Origin of the sequence: Escherichia sp. Marseille-Q3837 (assembly GCF_916618735.1) — a bacterium.
In the GTDB taxonomy this organism is placed as follows: domain Bacteria; phylum Pseudomonadota; class Gammaproteobacteria; order Enterobacterales; family Enterobacteriaceae; genus Escherichia; species Escherichia ruysiae.
This window is the reverse complement of the sequence record NZ_CAKAKC010000001.1, coordinates 3,543,885-3,561,355: the sequence shown is the minus strand read 5'-3', so window position 1 is coordinate 3,561,355 and position 17,471 is coordinate 3,543,885. Positions and strand designations below refer to the sequence as shown.

The 17,471-nt window shown below is 41.9% G+C and carries 16 protein-coding genes, 1 tRNA gene and 4 pseudogenes; 11 read left to right on the top strand and 10 right to left on the bottom strand.

All coding sequences use genetic code 11. The features are described from left to right. Window positions 1–8 precede the first annotated feature (8 nt). The 6 genes and pseudogenes from LG381_RS17175 to appY all read left to right on the top strand — a co-directional run bounded on the left by LG381_RS17175 (window position 9) and on the right by appY (window position 5,457). Window positions 9–2,366: a prophage tail fiber N-terminal domain-containing protein gene (locus LG381_RS17175; protein ID WP_225762686.1), complete on the top strand. Its 2,358-nt coding sequence runs from the start codon at window positions 9–11 to the stop codon at window positions 2,364–2,366. Continuing rightward, entirely contained in the window at window positions 2,363–2,644 is a 282-nt protein-coding gene (locus LG381_RS17170; protein WP_222672862.1) for a hypothetical protein, read from the top strand. Before LG381_RS17175 ends, LG381_RS17170 begins: the two co-directional genes overlap by 4 nt. Before the next feature lie 9 nt (window positions 2,645–2,653). Next, window positions 2,654–3,694 (top strand): tail fiber domain-containing protein, encoded by a 1,041-nt coding sequence (locus LG381_RS17165; RefSeq protein WP_137326474.1) that lies wholly within the window; start codon window positions 2,654–2,656, stop codon window positions 3,692–3,694. A gap of 42 nt (window positions 3,695–3,736) precedes the next feature. Further along, window positions 3,737–4,030 carry a hypothetical protein gene (locus LG381_RS17160; protein WP_000355602.1) on the top strand — a complete coding sequence of 98 codons (294 nt, stop codon included), beginning with the start codon at window positions 3,737–3,739 and terminating at the stop codon, window positions 4,028–4,030. Between the two features lie 19 nt (window positions 4,031–4,049). After that, window positions 4,050–4,160 (top strand): annotated as a pseudogene (locus LG381_RS17155) (tail fiber assembly protein); the annotation flags it as partial. A gap of 547 nt (window positions 4,161–4,707) precedes the next feature. Beyond that, window positions 4,708–5,457, top strand: coding sequence for a DNA-binding transcriptional activator AppY (gene appY, locus LG381_RS17150; protein WP_225762685.1), 750 nt, complete (start codon window positions 4,708–4,710; stop codon window positions 5,455–5,457). 249 nt (window positions 5,458–5,706) lie between these two features. On the opposite strand, the gene ompT is transcribed toward appY, so the two are convergent. Further along, a complete protein-coding gene (gene ompT / locus LG381_RS17145) occupies window positions 5,707–6,660 on the bottom strand; it encodes an omptin family outer membrane protease OmpT (RefSeq protein WP_001201818.1) in 954 nt (317 codons plus the stop codon). Window positions 6,661–7,195: 535 nt separating this feature from the next. On the opposite strand from ompT, the pseudogene LG381_RS17140 reads away from it, so the two are divergent. Next, window positions 7,196–7,363, top strand: a pseudogene (locus tag LG381_RS17140) (isocitrate/isopropylmalate family dehydrogenase); the annotation flags it as partial. A gap of 113 nt (window positions 7,364–7,476) precedes the next feature. On the opposite strand, the pseudogene LG381_RS17135 reads toward LG381_RS17140, so the two are convergent. Both LG381_RS17135 and LG381_RS17130 read right to left on the bottom strand, forming a co-directional pair. Beyond that, window positions 7,477–7,741, bottom strand: a pseudogene (locus LG381_RS17135) (IS3 family transposase); the annotation flags it as partial. Window positions 7,742–7,987: 246 nt separating this feature from the next. Then, entirely contained in the window at window positions 7,988–8,281 is a 294-nt protein-coding gene (locus LG381_RS17130; RefSeq protein WP_024165126.1) for a hypothetical protein, read from the bottom strand. 322 nt (window positions 8,282–8,603) lie between these two features. On the opposite strand from LG381_RS17130, the gene LG381_RS17125 reads away from it, so the two are divergent. Continuing rightward, window positions 8,604–8,679 (top strand) — tRNA-Met (locus LG381_RS17125). A 705-nt stretch (window positions 8,680–9,384) separates the two neighbouring features. Beyond that, window positions 9,385–9,761 (top strand): annotated as a pseudogene (gene tnpA, locus LG381_RS17120) (IS200/IS605 family transposase); the annotation flags it as partial. A gap of 110 nt (window positions 9,762–9,871) precedes the next feature. On the opposite strand, the gene LG381_RS17115 reads toward tnpA, so the two are convergent. Continuing rightward, the gene (locus tag LG381_RS17115) at window positions 9,872–10,588 is read right to left on the bottom strand and encodes a YebC/PmpR family DNA-binding transcriptional regulator (protein ID WP_085460636.1); all 717 of its coding nucleotides are present in this window, start codon (window positions 10,586–10,588) and stop codon (window positions 9,872–9,874) included. Window positions 10,589–10,897: 309 nt separating this feature from the next. Continuing rightward, window positions 10,898–11,227, bottom strand: a complete 330-nt coding sequence (locus LG381_RS17110) for a YkgJ family cysteine cluster protein (RefSeq protein WP_225762684.1) — start codon at window positions 11,225–11,227, stop codon at window positions 10,898–10,900. 879 nt (window positions 11,228–12,106) lie between these two features. Here LG381_RS17110 and LG381_RS17105 point away from each other — a divergent pair. Together LG381_RS17105 and ymgF are read left to right on the top strand one after the other, a co-directional pair. After that, window positions 12,107–13,630 (top strand): cyclic diguanylate phosphodiesterase, encoded by a 1,524-nt coding sequence (locus LG381_RS17105; RefSeq protein WP_225762683.1) that lies wholly within the window; start codon window positions 12,107–12,109, stop codon window positions 13,628–13,630. 171 nt (window positions 13,631–13,801) lie between these two features. Further along, window positions 13,802–14,020 (top strand): cell division-associated protein YmgF, encoded by a 219-nt coding sequence (ymgF, locus tag LG381_RS17100; RefSeq protein ID WP_001043535.1) that lies wholly within the window; start codon window positions 13,802–13,804, stop codon window positions 14,018–14,020. Window positions 14,021–14,326: 306 nt separating this feature from the next. Here the strand turns inward: ymgF and LG381_RS17095 are convergent, their stop codons facing one another. From LG381_RS17095 to minC, 5 genes are all read right to left on the bottom strand, one after another. Continuing rightward, a complete protein-coding gene (locus LG381_RS17095) occupies window positions 14,327–14,662 on the bottom strand; it encodes a YmgD family protein (protein ID WP_000979974.1) in 336 nt (111 codons plus the stop codon). Window positions 14,663–14,665: 3 nt separating this feature from the next. Further along, on the bottom strand, window positions 14,666–15,010 hold the full coding sequence (locus LG381_RS17090; RefSeq protein WP_000730702.1) for a YMGG-like glycine zipper-containing protein: 345 nt from the start codon (window positions 15,008–15,010) through the stop codon (window positions 14,666–14,668). Window positions 15,011–15,610: 600 nt separating this feature from the next. Then, window positions 15,611–15,877, bottom strand: a complete 267-nt coding sequence (minE, locus tag LG381_RS17085; RefSeq protein ID WP_001185665.1) for a cell division topological specificity factor MinE — start codon at window positions 15,875–15,877, stop codon at window positions 15,611–15,613. A gap of 3 nt (window positions 15,878–15,880) precedes the next feature. Then, window positions 15,881–16,693: a septum site-determining protein MinD gene (gene minD / locus LG381_RS17080; RefSeq protein WP_000101043.1), complete on the bottom strand. Its 813-nt coding sequence runs from the start codon at window positions 16,691–16,693 to the stop codon at window positions 15,881–15,883. A 23-nt stretch (window positions 16,694–16,716) separates the two neighbouring features. Beyond that, entirely contained in the window at window positions 16,717–17,412 is a 696-nt protein-coding gene (gene minC, locus LG381_RS17075; protein ID WP_010357020.1) for a septum site-determining protein MinC, read from the bottom strand. Window positions 17,413–17,471: the final 59 nt, after the last annotated feature.

The window sequence follows — 17,471 nt, the reverse complement described above, 5'->3', positions numbered from 1 at the left end:
GAGTGGATATGGCAGCAGTAAAAATCTCAGGTGTGCTGAAAGATGGTGCGGGAAAACCAATACAGAACTGCACTATTCAACTGAAGGCAAAGCGTAACAGCACCACGGTACTGGTGAACACGGTGGCCTCTGAAAATCCGGATGAAGCCGGGCGTTACAGCATGGATGTTGAGTATGGCCAGTACAGCGTCACCCTGCTGGTTGAAGGTTTTCCGCCTTCACATGTCGGGATCATTACCGTCTATGAAGGTTCCAGACCCGGTACGCTGAATGATTTTCTCGGTGCCATGACGGAAGATGACGTCATGCCGGAGGCATTGCGTCGTTTTGAGGCAATGGTGGAAGAAGCGGCACGCAACGCCGAAGCCGCCTCTCAGAGCGCAGCGGCGGCAAAGAAATCCGAAACGGCTGCGGCATCATCGAAGAACGCGGCGAAAACCTCAGAAACGAATGCAGCTAACAGCGCACAGGCGGCAGCGGCCTCGCAGACTGCATCGGCAAACTCCGCGACAGCAGCCAAAAAATCAGAAACCAACGCGAAAAATAGCGAGACAGCCGCAAAGACGAGCGAAACCAACGCAAAGTCCAGCCAGACGGCAGCGAAAACCAGCGAAACGAATGCCAAAGCCAGTGAAACTGCGGCGAAAAATAGCCAGAATGCAGCAGCCGAAAGCGAGAGTGCGGCAGCTGGTTCTGCGACTTCAGCAGCTGGATCAGCAACTGCTGCGGCTAACAGCCAGACGGCAGCGAAGACCAGCGAAACGAATGCCAAAGCCAGCGAAACTGCGGCGAAAAGCAGTCAGGATGCAGCAGCTGAAAGCGAGAGTGCCGCAGCTGGTTCTGCAAGTGCGGCGGCTGCTTCTGCCACTGCATCAGCAAACAGTCAAAAAGCTGCAAAAACCAGTGAAACCAATGCAAAGACAAGCGAGACTGCAGCGGCGAACTCGGCGCAAGCATCGGCAGCAAGCCAGACAGCAGCTAAAGCAAGTGAGGATGCAGCCAGAGAGTATGCAAGCCAGGCTGCGGAGCCGTATAAACAAGTATTGCAGCCGCTTCCTGATGTGTGGATACCATTTAACGATTCGCTGGATATGATTACGGGTTTTTCGCCATCATATAAAAAGATTGTTATTGGTGATGATGAAATAACGATGCCTGGCGACAAGGTTGTTAAGTTTAAACGCGCATCGAAAGCAACCTATATTAATAAATCTGGTGTGCTGACAGAGGCTGCCATTGACGAGCCACGGTTTGAACGTGATGGCCTGCTTATTGAGGGGCAAAGAACGAACTACATGCTCAATTCGGAAAGCCCTGCCAGTTGGGGGCGATCGTCAAATATGGATGTTCCCGAAACCGGGACGGATAGTTTTGGTTTTACCTATGGAAAGTTTGTCTGTAACGATTCTCTGATTGGGCAAACCTCAGCCATTAATATTGCATCAATTGCTGCAACAAAGTCAGTTGATGTCTCAGGCGATAATAAATACGTGACAACCTCATGTCGTTTTAAAACAGAACTGCAGGTAAGGTTGCGTATCCGATTTGATAAATATGACGGTAGCGCAACAACTTTTCTTGGTGATGCGTATATTGATACACAAACGCTTGAAATTAATATGACAGGTGGTGCTTCCGGTAGAATTACGGCACGAGTCAGGAAGGAGGAAACTACAGGATGGATTTTTGCTGAGGCAACAATTCAGGCAATTGATGGTGAGTTAAAAATAGGCTCTCAGATACAGTATTCACCTAAGCAGGGAGGGGCAACCGTATCAGGTGACTATATTTATCTGGCTACCCCACAAGTAGAGAATGGGGCTTGTGTATCATCTTTTATTATATCAGGAACGACGGCGGCGACTCGTGCGAGTGATATGGTTACGATCCCGACCGAAAACAACATTTATAACAGACCGCTTACTTGTTTGGTCGAGGTTAACAGGAATTGGGGCGATATTCCTCCTAATGTAGCACCGCGTATTTTTGATTTTTCTGGTGTGCCGCCTATTGAGTCAATCACATACGCTTTTAACACAACCGAGAAATATTACGGTCAGCTTTATATGCAAACTTATAAAGCGTCGACAAGTAGTTACGTTTCTAGTTTGTTTACTGGTCGAACGGATGTTCGAAAATTCATTGGTGGTTTTAATATTTATTCTGATGGTACTAAACGAGTAGTTTCTAACGGTGAGGCTACTAAAACCATGAAAACGGAATGGACGGGAGTAAAAACGCGGACCTTTATTCGAATAGGAGGTCAAGCCACATCAGGGACACGTCATCTATTCGGCCATTTGAGAAATCTTCGTCTCTGGCATAAAGAATTAACTGATGCGCAAATGGGGGAGAGTATTAAATGAAAGATTTAACACTTAAATTTGCCGACAGGGCCGATTTTTCGGCCTTTATGGATAGCACTGGCTATTATGATGATGAGTCGATGCAGGATGATATTCTTATTGACGTGATAGGTAACGTGTACAAAGAAACCGGAGAACTGACTGAAGATGGCGAACCGGTATGTGTTAAGGAAGACGAATATTTTGTAAACGTGCGCATCATTAATGATGTGAAAACACCGTCAATATTCGATGAATACGTGGTTGCTGTTGAGCATCAACTTCGTGGCTGGATGTGAGGAAGAAAAATGGCTACATCGACAGTAATTCCTGATGACATCAAAACGCTAAAATCCGACGTTAGCAAATTAAAAAACGATCAAGGAAGCTACGCAACAAAATCATATGTAGACAGCAAAGATGAAACCGTTGGTGACTGGTCTGCTTCATGGTATCAGCAAGTATTGCCAACTAGCGGAGCTATATTTGGGAGAAAACTCCGCTCAACTCACAGGACGGCAGGTGTTGAGGATGCGTATTGCGAACTATACCTCAAAAAATGGATAGACAGTCCAGGTAACGCAATGGCGCGCCTTAACCTGAACGATAACGGGACAAACATTTGCTGGGACTTTACCAACCTTTATGGCGGTACGATGATTTTTCCCGGTGACAGCGGATACCTCAAAATGGGTAACTGCCTTATGTCATACAGCAAGCGTGGAAGTAACGCGCTTATTAAATTTGATTACACCGACACATTACAGATCAAATATGCTAATCATGGGTCAACCATGACATTAAACACACAGGGAACCGCTCACGCTGGCGTAACAACTAGACTATGGGGTAATTCTAGCCGTCCGGTTGTTTATGAAGTTGGCGTAGATGAGGCTCTGTATATGTTCTACGCACAGAAAACTACCAGCAATACCTACGAATTAACGGTTAACGGCGCGTGCAATGCAAGTGCATTTAATCAAGGCTCTGACCGGGATCTGAAAGACAATATTCAGGTGATCGATAATGCAACCGACCGCATTCGTAAAATGAACGGCTATACATACACGCTTAAAGAAAACGGTATGCCTTACGCTGGTGTTATTGCACAAGAAACCCTGGAAGCCATCCCCGAAGCCGTAGGGGCTATGATGAAATATCCAGACGGCGGGAGTGGATTAGATGGAGAAGAAGGTGAACGGTATTACACTGTAGATTATTCTGGTGTTACTGGCTTGCTTGTTCAGGTAGCCAGAGAGTCAGACGACAGGATAACAGCACTGGAAGAAGAAAACGCAGAATTAAGACAAAGATTATCTGCAATTGAGGCGGCGCTTGCGTCTAAATAATATTAAGGGGCCGAGCGCCCCATTTTATTGGGTAGGATGAAAATGGATATAACACCTTTCCTTCATGCACTTTGTGCTGTGGCTGCGCAGCTACTGATTGGTCTTTTTACCGGGAACTGGGCTTACGGAGCGATAGCCGGTTGTACGTTCTTCATTGCGCGTGAACACACCCAGGCAGAATATCGCTGGATCGAAATGTTCGGGCATGGCAAGCGAATGAATATGCCGTGGTGGGGCGGTTTTGATACACGTGCATGGGATGTGGCAAGCCTGATGGATTTTGCTGTGCCGGTGGTGGCGTGTCTGCTGGTCTGGCTGTTGGTTAATCGTGGGTGAAAAAAGGTGAGCTGTATATGCAACGGAGGAAGAAACCCCGTTGCTGGAAGCCTGGAAAAAGTATCGGATGCTGCTAAACCGTGTGGACACTTCCGTAGCACCAGATATCGAGTGGCTTATTCAACCATAATAAACAGTATGTATATCATAGGTTATTAATTGTGAGTTTTTTCGGTGTGTTATTTGTTTGTTTGATGTTATGCTTTTGCGCCCCAAAAGGTTGTTTAGATGTATTTTATCAATTGATTTTCAATATCGTTTAATAAAGAAAAATTAAGCAAGCTGGATGTTGGTTTTTTGTTAATTGAATGGTTCTAATAATGTTTTTTTACTGTTGTTGAATGTGACTTGATAAGAAATGCAAGTAAAAATGATACTCTTTTTATTTTAAATTCAAACGGTTGACATATATATAGCAAGAGGTTTCAGGTGCGTTGTAGTGAGTTTATGTTAATAAAAAGCATAGTAATCGTTGAAAAAAATGTAACTTTGAAATACGTTAGAATAAAAAACAATATACATATAATAATTTAATCTTAAATGAAATTTATTAAAATTTGCAAACTATAATTTTGTGTATAAAAATATAAATGCACATCATCCTGATTATGATTGTGTATTTAATTGGTTGTTATTTGACTACTATCAACTTGTTTTAATTTTATGATAGGTGCAAGATGGATTATGTTTGCTCCGTAGTTTTCATCTGTCAATCATTTGATTTAATTATAAACAGGAGAGTTATCTCGTTCAAAAAAAATTCATTGTTTATTGTAAGCGACAAAATTAGAAGAGAGTTACCAGTATGCCCCTCTAAACTAAGAATTGTTGATATAGATAAGAAAACATGTTTATCCTTTTTTATCGACGTGAATAATGAGTTGCCTGGCAAATTTACTCTTGATAAGAATGGCTATATTGCTGAAGAGGAACCTCCATTATCGCTTGTTTTTTCTCTGTTTGAAGGGATTAAAATAGCAGACTCACACTCCCTTTGGTTAAAAGAAAGACTATGTATATCCTTACTTGCCATGTTCAAAAAACGCGAAAGTGTAAATTCATTTATACTAACAAATATAAATGCATTTACCTGTAAAATTACTGGAATAATCAGTTTTAATATTGAGCGGCAATGGCATTTAAAAGATATTGCGGAATTGATTTATACGAGTGAAAGTTTAATAAAAAAAAGATTAAGGGATGAAGGAACGTCATTTACTGAAATATTGAGAGATACTAGGATGAGGTATGCAAAAAAACTCATAACTTCAAACTCTTATTCTATCAATGTCGTAGCCCAGAAATGTGGCTATAACAGTACTTCATATTTCATATGTGCATTTAAAGATTATTATGGTGTCACGCCATCTCATTATTTTGAGAAAATAATCGGCGTCACAGATGGAATAAACAAAACAATTGACTGATAATATTTATTACAAGTTGTCTACATGTTAATTATAATATTATACAGCGTGTTTTTTGATGTGATATTCTGGAACCATTAATTTGTAATTGGGTTGCTGTCGCCTATTTTATACACACTATAATTGATGGTTTTCTATGTGATTTAGTTAATAACCTTCTGGGTTTATTTTAAGGGTTAATTGTTACATTGAAATGGCTAGTTATTCCCCGGGGCGATTTTCACCTCGGGGAAATTTTAGTTGGCGTTCTTAAAATGTGTACTTAAGACCAGCAGTAGTGATGAAGTTATAGTTTTCTATGCCTGCTCCATTTTTGCTGTAGTCTGAAGTGTTATTATTGTGATCATAAAGTGAAGTATTACCTTTTTTATTCGTAACCCGATTCCATGCGCCTTCAACATAAACTTTTGCGTTAGGTGTGACGTAATAACCTGCATTGACTGCAACAGAATAGTAATTTTGGTCTTTGACCTTACTGCGATAAGTGATTCTTTTTCCCGGGTCATAGTGTTCATCGTTATCAGATGATTCCACCCAGCCGCTGTATTTAAATGTGCCACCTAGCTCAAAATCTTCATAACGATAACTTCCAGTCAAGCCAATGTAGGGCATTTTAAAACGTTGTTTGTAGCCGATTGCTCTTTCTCCATTCGGGAAGGAGCCGATATCATCTCTGAATCCCTCCTCAGAACTGTAGATATAGGAACCACCTCTGGCTGTAAAGCTATAACGGCTTTCCTGATATCCGGCCATGAGTCCCAGGCGGTAATTGGGTTCGTTGAGGAGCCAGCCTTTGATATTCAGATCAAATTCGTTGGCATAATTGAGTTGTGTATCAGGATGTCTACTTTCATCCGTCCAGGTTCCGGGGTTACTGGAATCCATCCAGTCCTGATCGACCATATTGCCACCTCGGCTGCCGAGTGTTGTCCAGCCAGCAGCCCCGATAGATATCTGAGGCATCAAATCCCAATTAATTGCACCTTTAATAATTGCAGCGTTATTGAATTTCCAGTCAAGTTGACTGACTTTTCGGCTTCCTTCTTCGGCTAGATAAACACGCTCTTTTGTTTTTCCGCTCAGAGTTCCAAGACTAATGTCCGCATTTATGTTGTCAGGAGTAAACGATAAAGTCTCGGTAGAAGCAAAAGAGTTGATCGCAATAGGGGTTGTCAGGACTATTCCCAGAAGTTTTGCCCGCATAAAAGTTCTCCATTCAATCGTTTTAATGATTGAATATGTATTTTTTATATCTAACTTAATGAGTCAATTACATATTGCTCCACTGTTTATATTTTGTTTAGTATTGAATGATTATCACAATGCGCTATCTGTTTTTGGTTTAATTATCTGTTATTGTTTCATATTGCGGTTTTACTGTGTGGTTTTTTTATGATTTTGTGGTGCTTTTATCTATTTAAGTGCCATGCCTTTAGAGGCATATAAGCGAAAATAGCATGAGGTTTATCCTCAATTACTATGTTTTTTAGTACAAAAAAGAGGGACAAAACTGAGACACATAAGGCCTCACAAAGGTCTGCAAGGCCTCACATGTATTGAGATGTTAATAAAATGTAGGCTTGTAATTTTGATATAAATGGTAGATAAAACCTTTCCCCAAAATAAAAACGAACGTCAATGAAATCAAACGGTTGAATAAAGTTGATTTTGGCTAATAAAAAGACAATAAAATAATTTTTATCATTAAATATCAATGAATTGAACTTAATGTTTTTATATACTGCTGCGCCATATGGGTTGGACTGAAGCCGCAGACCTGATTGTTAAAGGTATGGAAGGCGCAATCAACGCGAAGACCGTAACCTATGACTTCGAACGTCTGATGGAAGGCGCTAAACTGCTGAAATGTTCAGAGTTTGGTGATGCGATCATCAAGAACATGTAATTTCTGCATGTGTTAAAAACTGTAACGGGCGTATAACACGCCCGTTGTTTTTTGTTAGCTTGCTAAGGGTTATCAAAACCCCCTGATAGTTTGGTGGGGCAGATAGCAGTTCTACTCATTGTAGCGATGCTTTTTTCTCCGGCTGAACCGTGGCTGATGCCATGTAGCTCCAGTACCTGACTGCGTAATACAGCACATCTGCCGTCTGGTTTTCCTCCAGTATTTGTAGCTACTGCGATGAACCCCGAACACGTGGCAGAGAGCGCCCTGAGTTTCCCGATTATCGAGAACTGTTCAAGGGAGCCGCATCAAGAGCACTGTAGCCTTTTTAAATATTTCGTTTTCCATTTCAATTCGTTGTCGCTTTTTCTTTAGCTCACTTTTTCCCGTATCTGTGATAAGTTAAGCGCAATGATAGACTTTTTATGTCTGTGTTAGGATTTTAATACAAACCCGCAGATATACAGTTTTTTGCATCGTTAATTCACAGATAAACCCGAAAAAGATCTTTGCCAGCGGACTGTCGGAGATGAAATGTTCAGCCTTGATTTATGTTCAACAATTTCGGAAAACTGATTTGTTGATAAATATATATGTGGTCTGTAAATACATTGATTGTGAACGTCAATATCTTGTCAGGGTCTCACTACATAGTCGCAATGCATCATTCAGAACCTTATAACTCTCCTGTGTTGCATCTTTTATACCAGCCTCCCTTATTGGTCTTCCTTCTGTTGAATATTCGATCCAGAATGAACCGGAGAAGTTTGACATTTTATATGTTGCGAATTCTTTTGCATTAATAGGCAGCCTGGTGCCGTTTAGATCCATTATATAACCACTTTCCTGGATGGAGCGGGAAAGACAATTGATTATTTCGTTTGTTGGTATCCTACTGTCTAAGTGAGGATGATCCACAACGGCTCCTGTACAGAGAATACTTAAAAATATTATAAAAACATTTTTTTTCATAGTTAAGATTTTTTGTAATATTTTTGATACGTGGTCTATCCTAGTGATAGATATACTTGTTGAATCCTTTTGTTGCAAGATGTGATGAAGTCTTTGTTTTGATAATGGCTAAAGCTTTATTTTTTTACAGGGTGATATAAATCATCAAAATATACAATGCGATCAATATCTGTAATAGATAAGAAAATATCAATTTTTTGTTTTTTATTAATAATGCGATAATGTAGACTGTATATATGTACTTTTAACGAAGCAAATTTGTTTTTCTGACTCTTTAGCTCAGTGGTGAGTGTGAGCGGCCCATAATCGCCAGGTCGCTGGTTCAAATCCAGCAAGCGCCACCAACCATACAGCCATTAGCTCATTGGGGGAGAGAGCGCCAACCTTCGAACTTGGCTGCGCGGGGATATCAACAGGTCACTATTACTCCTTTTGCTTTATTTGAGCAAATTTTGATATTGTGCCGAAATAGTATAAACCTGCCGTTGAGTGGATTTTGTTGTTTCGGATGCAGGAAAATCCGTAATTAACATATTCCGATAACAAATTAATTGTATTTGATAAAATTATGTGTTTTCGAGATTATGGTATTGATGCCATTTTTCTTATTTGTTAAAAAATCACCTGCATGGTGAATCCCCCTGTGCGGAGGGGCATATCAGCAAGGTTGCAAATATCCTTCGGCTTTAGCGGCAATATTGCGGGTTCGGATGCTGATGCCGGACTCACCGGGAGGCACCCGGCACCATGCAAATGATGGAACATTGCGCATACAAAAACCTGCCCTTCATCTCCGGAAGGGCTTTTTTATGGGCAAGTATCATGATTTATATATCGGATATTTTTATTGCCTTTCGATATTAATTACATGGTACAGGACTGTGCAATACCTGAACCCATATGTAATGTGTTGAATTCATAAGATTGCCAGTAGGCGCCCTTTTTATTTTCTGACGTTAGCCTGATTGCTCACTACAATCTGATTTATTGAACAGTCCCTCTTCGGGGGTAATATCGATAATCAGACGGTACAAGAAGCTGAGGACGTTTCCTTTACTGATATGCAGTTGCGCCAGTGCGATGTTGCTGCACTCGATGCGAAATACACGAAGGAGTTAGCCGATGCGAAAGCAGAATGCTGTGTGAATATATCCACATACTTGTGGAGATCCCATCGAAAATGAGCGTATCGAGGTTTATGGGCTATCTGAAGGGTAAATGCAGTCTGAGGCCCTATGAGCAATTTAGAGAACTAAAATTCAAATACAGGAACAGGGAATTTTGGTGTAGAAGTTATTATGTAGATACGCTGGGTAAGAACACAGCAAAGATACAAGAATATATAAAGCACCCGCTCGAAGAAGATAAAATTGGCGAACAATTATTGAACCCATATCCAGGCAGCTCGTTTACGGGGCGTAAGTAACGAAGTTGAATGCAAATGTTAGATCATATGCACCAGTTAGGGCGCAGTTGGAAACAGTGCCTTATAGGTGCATCTGAAAAACCTCCGGCATAGCCGGAGGATATTTATAATTAGAGATTAGCAACGTTATGATATACTTTTTGGACATCATCGTCATCTTCAAGGGCATCAACAAGCCCTTCAAAGATTTCTAAATCTTCTGGTGAAAGTTCTACTTCTGATTGAGCAATCAATTCTAATTCTGTTGTTGAAAAATCAGTAATTCCAGCGGCTTTTAGAGCTGCAATTCCTTTGTGAAGATCTGTAGGTTCAGTATAAATAACGATGCTTCCTTCTTCTTCAGTCACATCACGAACATCTACTTCAGCATCAAGCAAAATTTCAAAAATATGGTCAGGATTTGTTCCTTTAAATACAATCACACCAGTATTGTCAAACATATAGCTGACAGAACCTGCTGCTCCAATATTCCCGCCTTTTTTATTGAAAATTGTGCGAATATTAGCAATTGTACGATTAACATTTGAAGTCAACGTTTCAGCGATAATCATTGAACCATTTGGTCCAAAGCCTTCATAACGCCCTTGTACGAACGTTTCATCTCCGCCACCTTTGGCTTTATCAATGGCTTTATCAATAACGTGTTTTGGAACTTGTGCCTGCTTCGCACGTTCAATAACGAATTTTAAAGATGTGTTTAATTCTGGGTCTGGTTCACCTTGTTTAGCGGCAGCATAGATTTCCACACCGAATTTTGCATATACTTTAGACGTTGCACCGTCTTTAGCCGTTTTTTTAGCAACAATATTGGCCCATTTACGTCCCACTGGAATGATCTCCTCGAAATTTATTTACATTACTGACAAGTTGATAACCTGTGTTTATTCGCCATATTATAACATAACACGAAAAAACTCGTCTATGAAAAATAAAATATGATAATGCTACAGACGTGCTTTAATTTTATCAATGGTCTTAATTATTGATGGGGTGTTATATGATTTATTTTGGTTTTTTCTGTATTTATTATTAATGGATTAACCGCGACAGTAATGTCGCGGCATAGTTAGTTTCGCTACCTGGATATATTGTTGAGGATGGCGATCGTAAGGAGCTAATTAAACTCGAAAAAGTTTTTAAATTGGAGGTAGTCCATATTTAGCTCGAGCGCGATTACATGCCTCATTAATTTCTCCATGCTCGCCTGACATGGCGAACTCTCTACATGTGGAAGAGCGGTTTTTATATATTGTGCAGCAGGCGTTTTTTCCAGGCGTTCCTGCCAGGGCAATACAGCGTGGGTTCTTCTGGTTAGTTCCGCACATACATCGGTGGTAAGGGGATATCTGCTCAGTAAGATGAGCCGGTATGGTTCCGCCTGCATCATCAGCTTCGGCCCAGTAAAAAGAGACGCGGAAAAATGCACAACAGGCACCACACGCCATGCATGGATTCAGATTGCTCATAATTCACCAGTACTTCTATATAAATATCACAACAAAACCGCAGACACGTCGTATAAAGGCGCGTGCCTGCGGCAGGCTGGCGAACTTTCTATAGTGCGAGTATTGAATGATTACCAGCCATTATCAATTTTACATATCTATTTAGATATGACCAGACAAGTTGAATACAAATAGGAAGAGTTAATCTTTACAATTTGTAACATGGGGTTTTGTGAAAAGAAAATGTCTTACGCACCAGAGTTCGCATTATATGGTTTCTATAGCCTGACTTGCTAAATAAGAATATATCGCTCTCTTTCTTATTCTAACTGGTTTCTGATGTTATCAGAAAAAGTTATTTCTCTGGTTTTTAAGAGTATAAAAAATCCACGTTTGACTTGTGCAACTTATATTACTGCTATCGATTCTTCACATTCCTTCCAGTGATATTGCTGTATATAATGGAGCTGATTTTGGATGCCGCTATTGATGGATACCGTTTGTTATGAGCAGGTGTCGTGTGCTGTTGAAGAAAAAGCTGGGTCGCGTAGAGTAACAATTTGCACTGCCTTACCTCGGTATAACCTTTACTGTCCCCATCGACGTTGTACCAGTTCAGCATATCCTTACTCATTGATACAGTTAAGTATTAAAGGATGAGTACACAGAGAACGTTGCCTACCCAATATTCTTGTTCTGGTTTGTTGCTCAATCGTCTTCTCTGTCCTGGGGGCAGTCAATTAACGCTCACTTGAGATTTTTATCCAACATTGAAGGTATTACGGCATAGCGGGGTGAAATTTCATCAAGAACGTGGATATTTCTGATTCTCTCTACCATGCTCTCTGTAGACGCCAGATTGAGCGAATGAACAGAGAAAAATGGTCCTGGGACACGCGAATGCGCAATACACTTATCCCCATCCTCGTTGCGGTGTGCCTGTTTATTACTGGCGTCTCTATTTTGAATGTTCAGCTCTGGTATTCCGCAAAAGCAGAGAGCCTGGCGGGGGCGAAGTACGCCGCCAACAACATTAATCATATTCTTGAGGAAGCGTCACAGGCGACTCAAACGGCGATGGAAATTGCAGGGAAAAGGTGCGATCTGGATGAACAATATCAGCTAGGTACAGAGGCCGCGCTGAAACCCCATCTGCGGACGATCATCATTCTCAAACAAGGTGCTGTCTGGTGTACATCGCTGCCGGGTAATCGGGTACTGCTATCCCGTATTCCTGAGATACCAGACAGTAATTTGCTGTTGGCTCCGGCGCTCGACACTGTAAATAGATTACCCATTCTGCTCTATCAGATTCAGTTCGCTGATACGCGTATCCTGGTGACTATTAGCGACCAGCATATCCGTGGGGCGCTCCATGTGCCGTTGAAGGGGGTGAAATATAGTTTGCGCGTGGGGGATAATATTATTGGGCCGTCGGGAGATGTGACAACTCTCAATGGCAGACATCAACTTTCTGGACGGGTTAACTCCACTGAATATCATTTCAGTATTATCTATAACCAGCCGCCGCTATTTAGCTTTACCAGAATGATCGACAAAGGCTTGGGTATTTTGATATTCAGCCTTTTAATATCCTGTTCCGCTGCCTTTTTACTTGATAAATATTTCAATAAGACAGACACACCTGAAGAGATTCTGCGTAGGGCGATAAGTAATGGTGAGATTGTGCCTTTTTACCAACCGGTAGTTAATGGTCGGGAAGGGACGTTACGCGGCGTAGAAGTTCTTGCCCGATGGAAACATCCTCGTGGAGGATATATTTCACCTGTAGCGTTTATTCCACTTGCTGAAAAATCAGGGTTGATAGTTCCGCTCACCCAAAGTTTGATGAGTCAGGTCGCCACACAAATGAACGCGATCGCCAGTAAACTGCCGGAAGGATTTCATGTTGGGATCAATTTTAGCGCCTCGCATATTATTTCGCCGACATTTGTTGAAGAATGTCTGAAATACCGCGACAGCTTCACTCGCCATGATTTGAATCTCGTTCTTGAAGTTACTGAGCGTGAAGCGTTACATGTTGATGAAAATTTGGTTCAGCGATTGAACATTCTGCATGAAAATGGTTTTGTTATCGCGCTGGATGATTTTGGTACGGGCTACTCAGGGCTTTCTTATCTCCATGATCTGCACATCGATTATATTAAGATTGATCACAGTTTCGTCGGTCGGGTCAATGCAGATCCTGATTCCACCCGAATTCTGGACTGTGTGCTGGATCTGGCGCGCAAACTTTCTATCAGTATTGTCGCCGAAGGCGTCGAGACGAAGGAGCAGCTCGACTATTTGAACCAGAATAATATTACGTTCCAGCAAGGGTACTATTTCTATAAACCGGTGACGTATATTGAACTCGTCAAAATTATTCTCTCAAAACCGAAGGTGAAAGTGGTTGTTGAGTGAATATTGCACTAATTGATATAGCATGATGATATTTGGCTGAAAATTGATCAGCAAGGCGATGAAATGGTGCAATTGTAGACAGGTAATTAGCTCGTTGCTTCTTGTTACTATTGTTCATTATTTTGTTTGCTATAATTGTCTGAAGATTTTGTCAGGATCACCGTAAGTAGCATGAACAAAAGTAATAGCCTGGATTATTTCACTTTGTATATCATCTTTTCCATTGCGTTTATGCTGATCTCCATCCTGATTATCCTGATCGCCAAACCCAGCATCTGGCTAGGAGAAGTGCTTGTTACCATAAATTTAATCAATGCACTGGTTTGGCTGGTAATCAATTTGCTTAACCGGTTAAGAGAGAAGCTGGTAAGCCAAAGGGATCAGCATTAACCCTTCTTTTAAATACGTTTTGACAATTTGGGCTGACAGGATATTTGATCAGAAATGCTTATAAATCCAATCAGTAGATGATTAATCTTTGAAACTGGAAAAACTGGTCAGGTTTAGTTTTGGGAAAATTACTCTGCGGTGAGGCGGGGGTATACGGATATGATTGCAGTAAAATAGTTTTTGATACAGTGAAAACTGACGGAATAAACCAAAGCCAAATACTAACACTTCATTTTTGTTTATAAGCACATCCATCCGCTAAAAATATACCGCGTCGAATAAATCGACGCGGTACTACATTAACTATTATTTTTTGCCGATGGCACGCATGGTGTCATCAATTGCGGTAATTAACAGCATTTGCGGATCTTTAGCACAAACCTGATTCAGTTTTTCTACCACTTTGGCACTCAGTTCTGGAGATTGCTCAATTTTTAAATCACGGCTAGTAACGCTGGCATTACCCATTACAGCGACGATATCTGCAACCTGTGCGCTGTCAGTTTTTGCCATTTCGTTGGCTTCTGCGCAAGTAATGTAGGTTTCTGCCGGCAGGCCGTTCTTAATATTATAATCCTGCGCCCAGGTCATTGGTGCGAAAACAAACAGTCCAGCCAGTAAAGCAAATTTTTTCATCATCATACCTTATTTCATTTTACCCAGAATGGCACCACCTGTACCACCAATCACAGCACCTTTAATCGCGCCTTCCAGACCATTGCCGGTCAGGACGCCAGTGACTGCGCCAACGGCCGCACCTACTTTTGCGCCTTTACGGGCATTTTTACCATCGCGACCTTTTTCAGTGACTGCGCCAACACCTGCACCTACAGCAGCACCTTTCAGTACGCCATTTACGCCATTGCCAGTCAGTAAGCCTACGCCTGCGCCTAACAATGCGCCTTTAGTGGTGCGATTCATATCCGCCATGGCTGGCGTGGAGCAGAGTAATATTGAGATGAGCCCGAAGGCGAGTGTTTTTTTCTTCAACTTAGATGTCCGGTATTAAGTAAGTTGCACACACAATAATTTCGTCTTCAATTAAGAGCAGCTTAACTAAAGAACGCTCGATATTATTCAGATCATTCAAAATGAGCGCGGTTTGTATAATAAGAGTTATGTTTTTCGCTTGAATGGGAATAATCTTAAATAATAATTAACTCATTGATTTTGAATATTTTATTCAAGAAATGTCATCAAGTGTTAACATTGCATTGCAAAGGTAAGGCAATCTGAAATATCAATGTTATTGTGTAATTTATATGTGAACAATATTTATCAGAAAACGTAATGTCAGTGATTTTATTCTGGTGGCGATAATGTGAATTAGTTGCGACTTAATTTGACGCTGGAGCTTGAATGGGGAGTGTTACCGTTTATACAAAACATGAGGTAATTCCCATTTCCTGTACTAACAACGCAGCAACCAAATGAGCGAACTCAACGGAGGGAAGGGGGTTGTGCCTGGACGCCGATGACAACATTACTTAATAGCGAACCGGGGAAGAGAAAAATTTAACCAGAGTGTAATCTGACAGATACCTGTATAAATAACCGGTAACTGTCAGATCGGACCTGAGCTAATACAGCTTATTTCAGCTCTTCTGCTTCCGGCAGGGTCACGTTCAACTCAAGAATGGAAATATCACCATCTTTTTGCTCAAGCTGTACGGTCACCATCTCGGGATCGATTTGTACGTATTTACAAATGACCTCAAGAATATCTTTACGCAACTGGGGCAGATAGTGTGGTTCTGCATCGCTGCGACGGCGTTCAGCAACAATAATTTGCAACCGCTCTTTTGCAATGTTGGCCGTGTTTTTCTTCCGTGAGAGAAAGAAATCGAGTAATGCCATAACTTATCCTCCGAACAAGCGTTTGAGGAAGCCTTTCTTCTCTTCTTCAATGAAGCGGAAAGGACGTTCTTCTCCCAACAGACGTTCTACGGTATCAGCGTAGGCTTTACCCGCATCGGCGTTGATATCGAGAATAACCGGTTCCCCCTGGTTAGAGGCGCGCAATACTGATTGATCCTCTGGGATCACGCCGACGAGCTTGATGCGCAGGATCTCCAGCACGTCTTCCATGCTCAACATGTCTCCTTTGTGCACGCGACCAGGGTTATAGCGCGTTAACAGCAGGTGCTCTTTTATGGGTTCTTCGCCGTTTTCTGCGCGACGTGATTTCGACGCCAGAATACCTAAAATACGGTCAGAGTCACGCACTGAGGAGACTTCCGGGTTGGTGGTAATAATGGCCTCATCAGCGAAATAAAGAGCCATTAATGCACCGGTTTCAATACCCGCCGGTGAGTCACAAACGATAAACTCAAAGTCCATCGCTTTCAGGTCATCAAGAACTTTGGCCACCCCTTCGCGGGTGAGGGCATCTTTATCGCGAGTTTGCGAAGCTGGGAGAATATAGAGGTTATCAGTACGCTTATCCTTAATTAACGCCTGATTTAGCGTTGCATCGCCCTGAATGACGTTGACGAAATCGTAAACGACCCGGCGCTCGCAACCCATAATCAGGTCGAGATTACGCAAGCCGATATCAAAATCGATCACGACAGTTTTCTTTCCCTTCTGGGCCAAACCAGTGGCGATGGCCGCGCTGGAGGTTGTCTTTCCAACGCCCCCTTTCCCCGAAGTAACAACAATAATGCGTGCCATAAAAATTCCTTGTTAAAAAGGGATCAATTTAACGATTGAACGGTCAAAGCGTTTTCGACTAATTGCAGTCGTGCTGCTTTGCCATAAAATTCTGCTGGGATTTTATCACTCAGCCAGTATTCACCGGCGATAGAGACCAGTTCTGCCATCAGACTCGTACAAAATATTTGTGCTTCCCGGTCACCACTTGCCCCGGCTAGCGCACGACCGCGCATCATGCCATAGACATGAATGTTACCATCTGCGATCAATTCAGCCCCTGCACTAACATGGCTTGTAACAATCAGATCACATTGTGGCGCATAAATGCGCTGACCGGAACGTACAGGGGTATCTATTAAGCGCGTTTTTGTGTCCGGTGTTGTATTTTTCGCAGGAACCTGGGGAGTCGGTGCTGGACGTGGCGCTTTTTCCTTTCCTTCAGTCAGGATCGGCAACCCCATCTTTTCGATTTCAGCTTTCAGCTTCGCATTTTTGCAGCCACTGACACCAATGATCCGCAAGCCTGTTGCTGAGATAGCTTTGTGCATTGCTGGCCAGTTGACCTGTTCTTCGAGGCCACTGACATTGAGTACGATGGGAGCATGATTTAAAAATGCCGGAGCCTGAGCGATTTTGTCTTCCAGCGCCTGATGAATAACCTTAGGTTCTGCCTCATGCAGATGAACCACAGATAAGGTGAAGCTGCTACCTTTAAGCTCGATTGGCGTGTTTGACATCCTGGCCTTACTCAATTAGCTAATTACCATCATCATCAGCGTGCGATGATATTACGAAG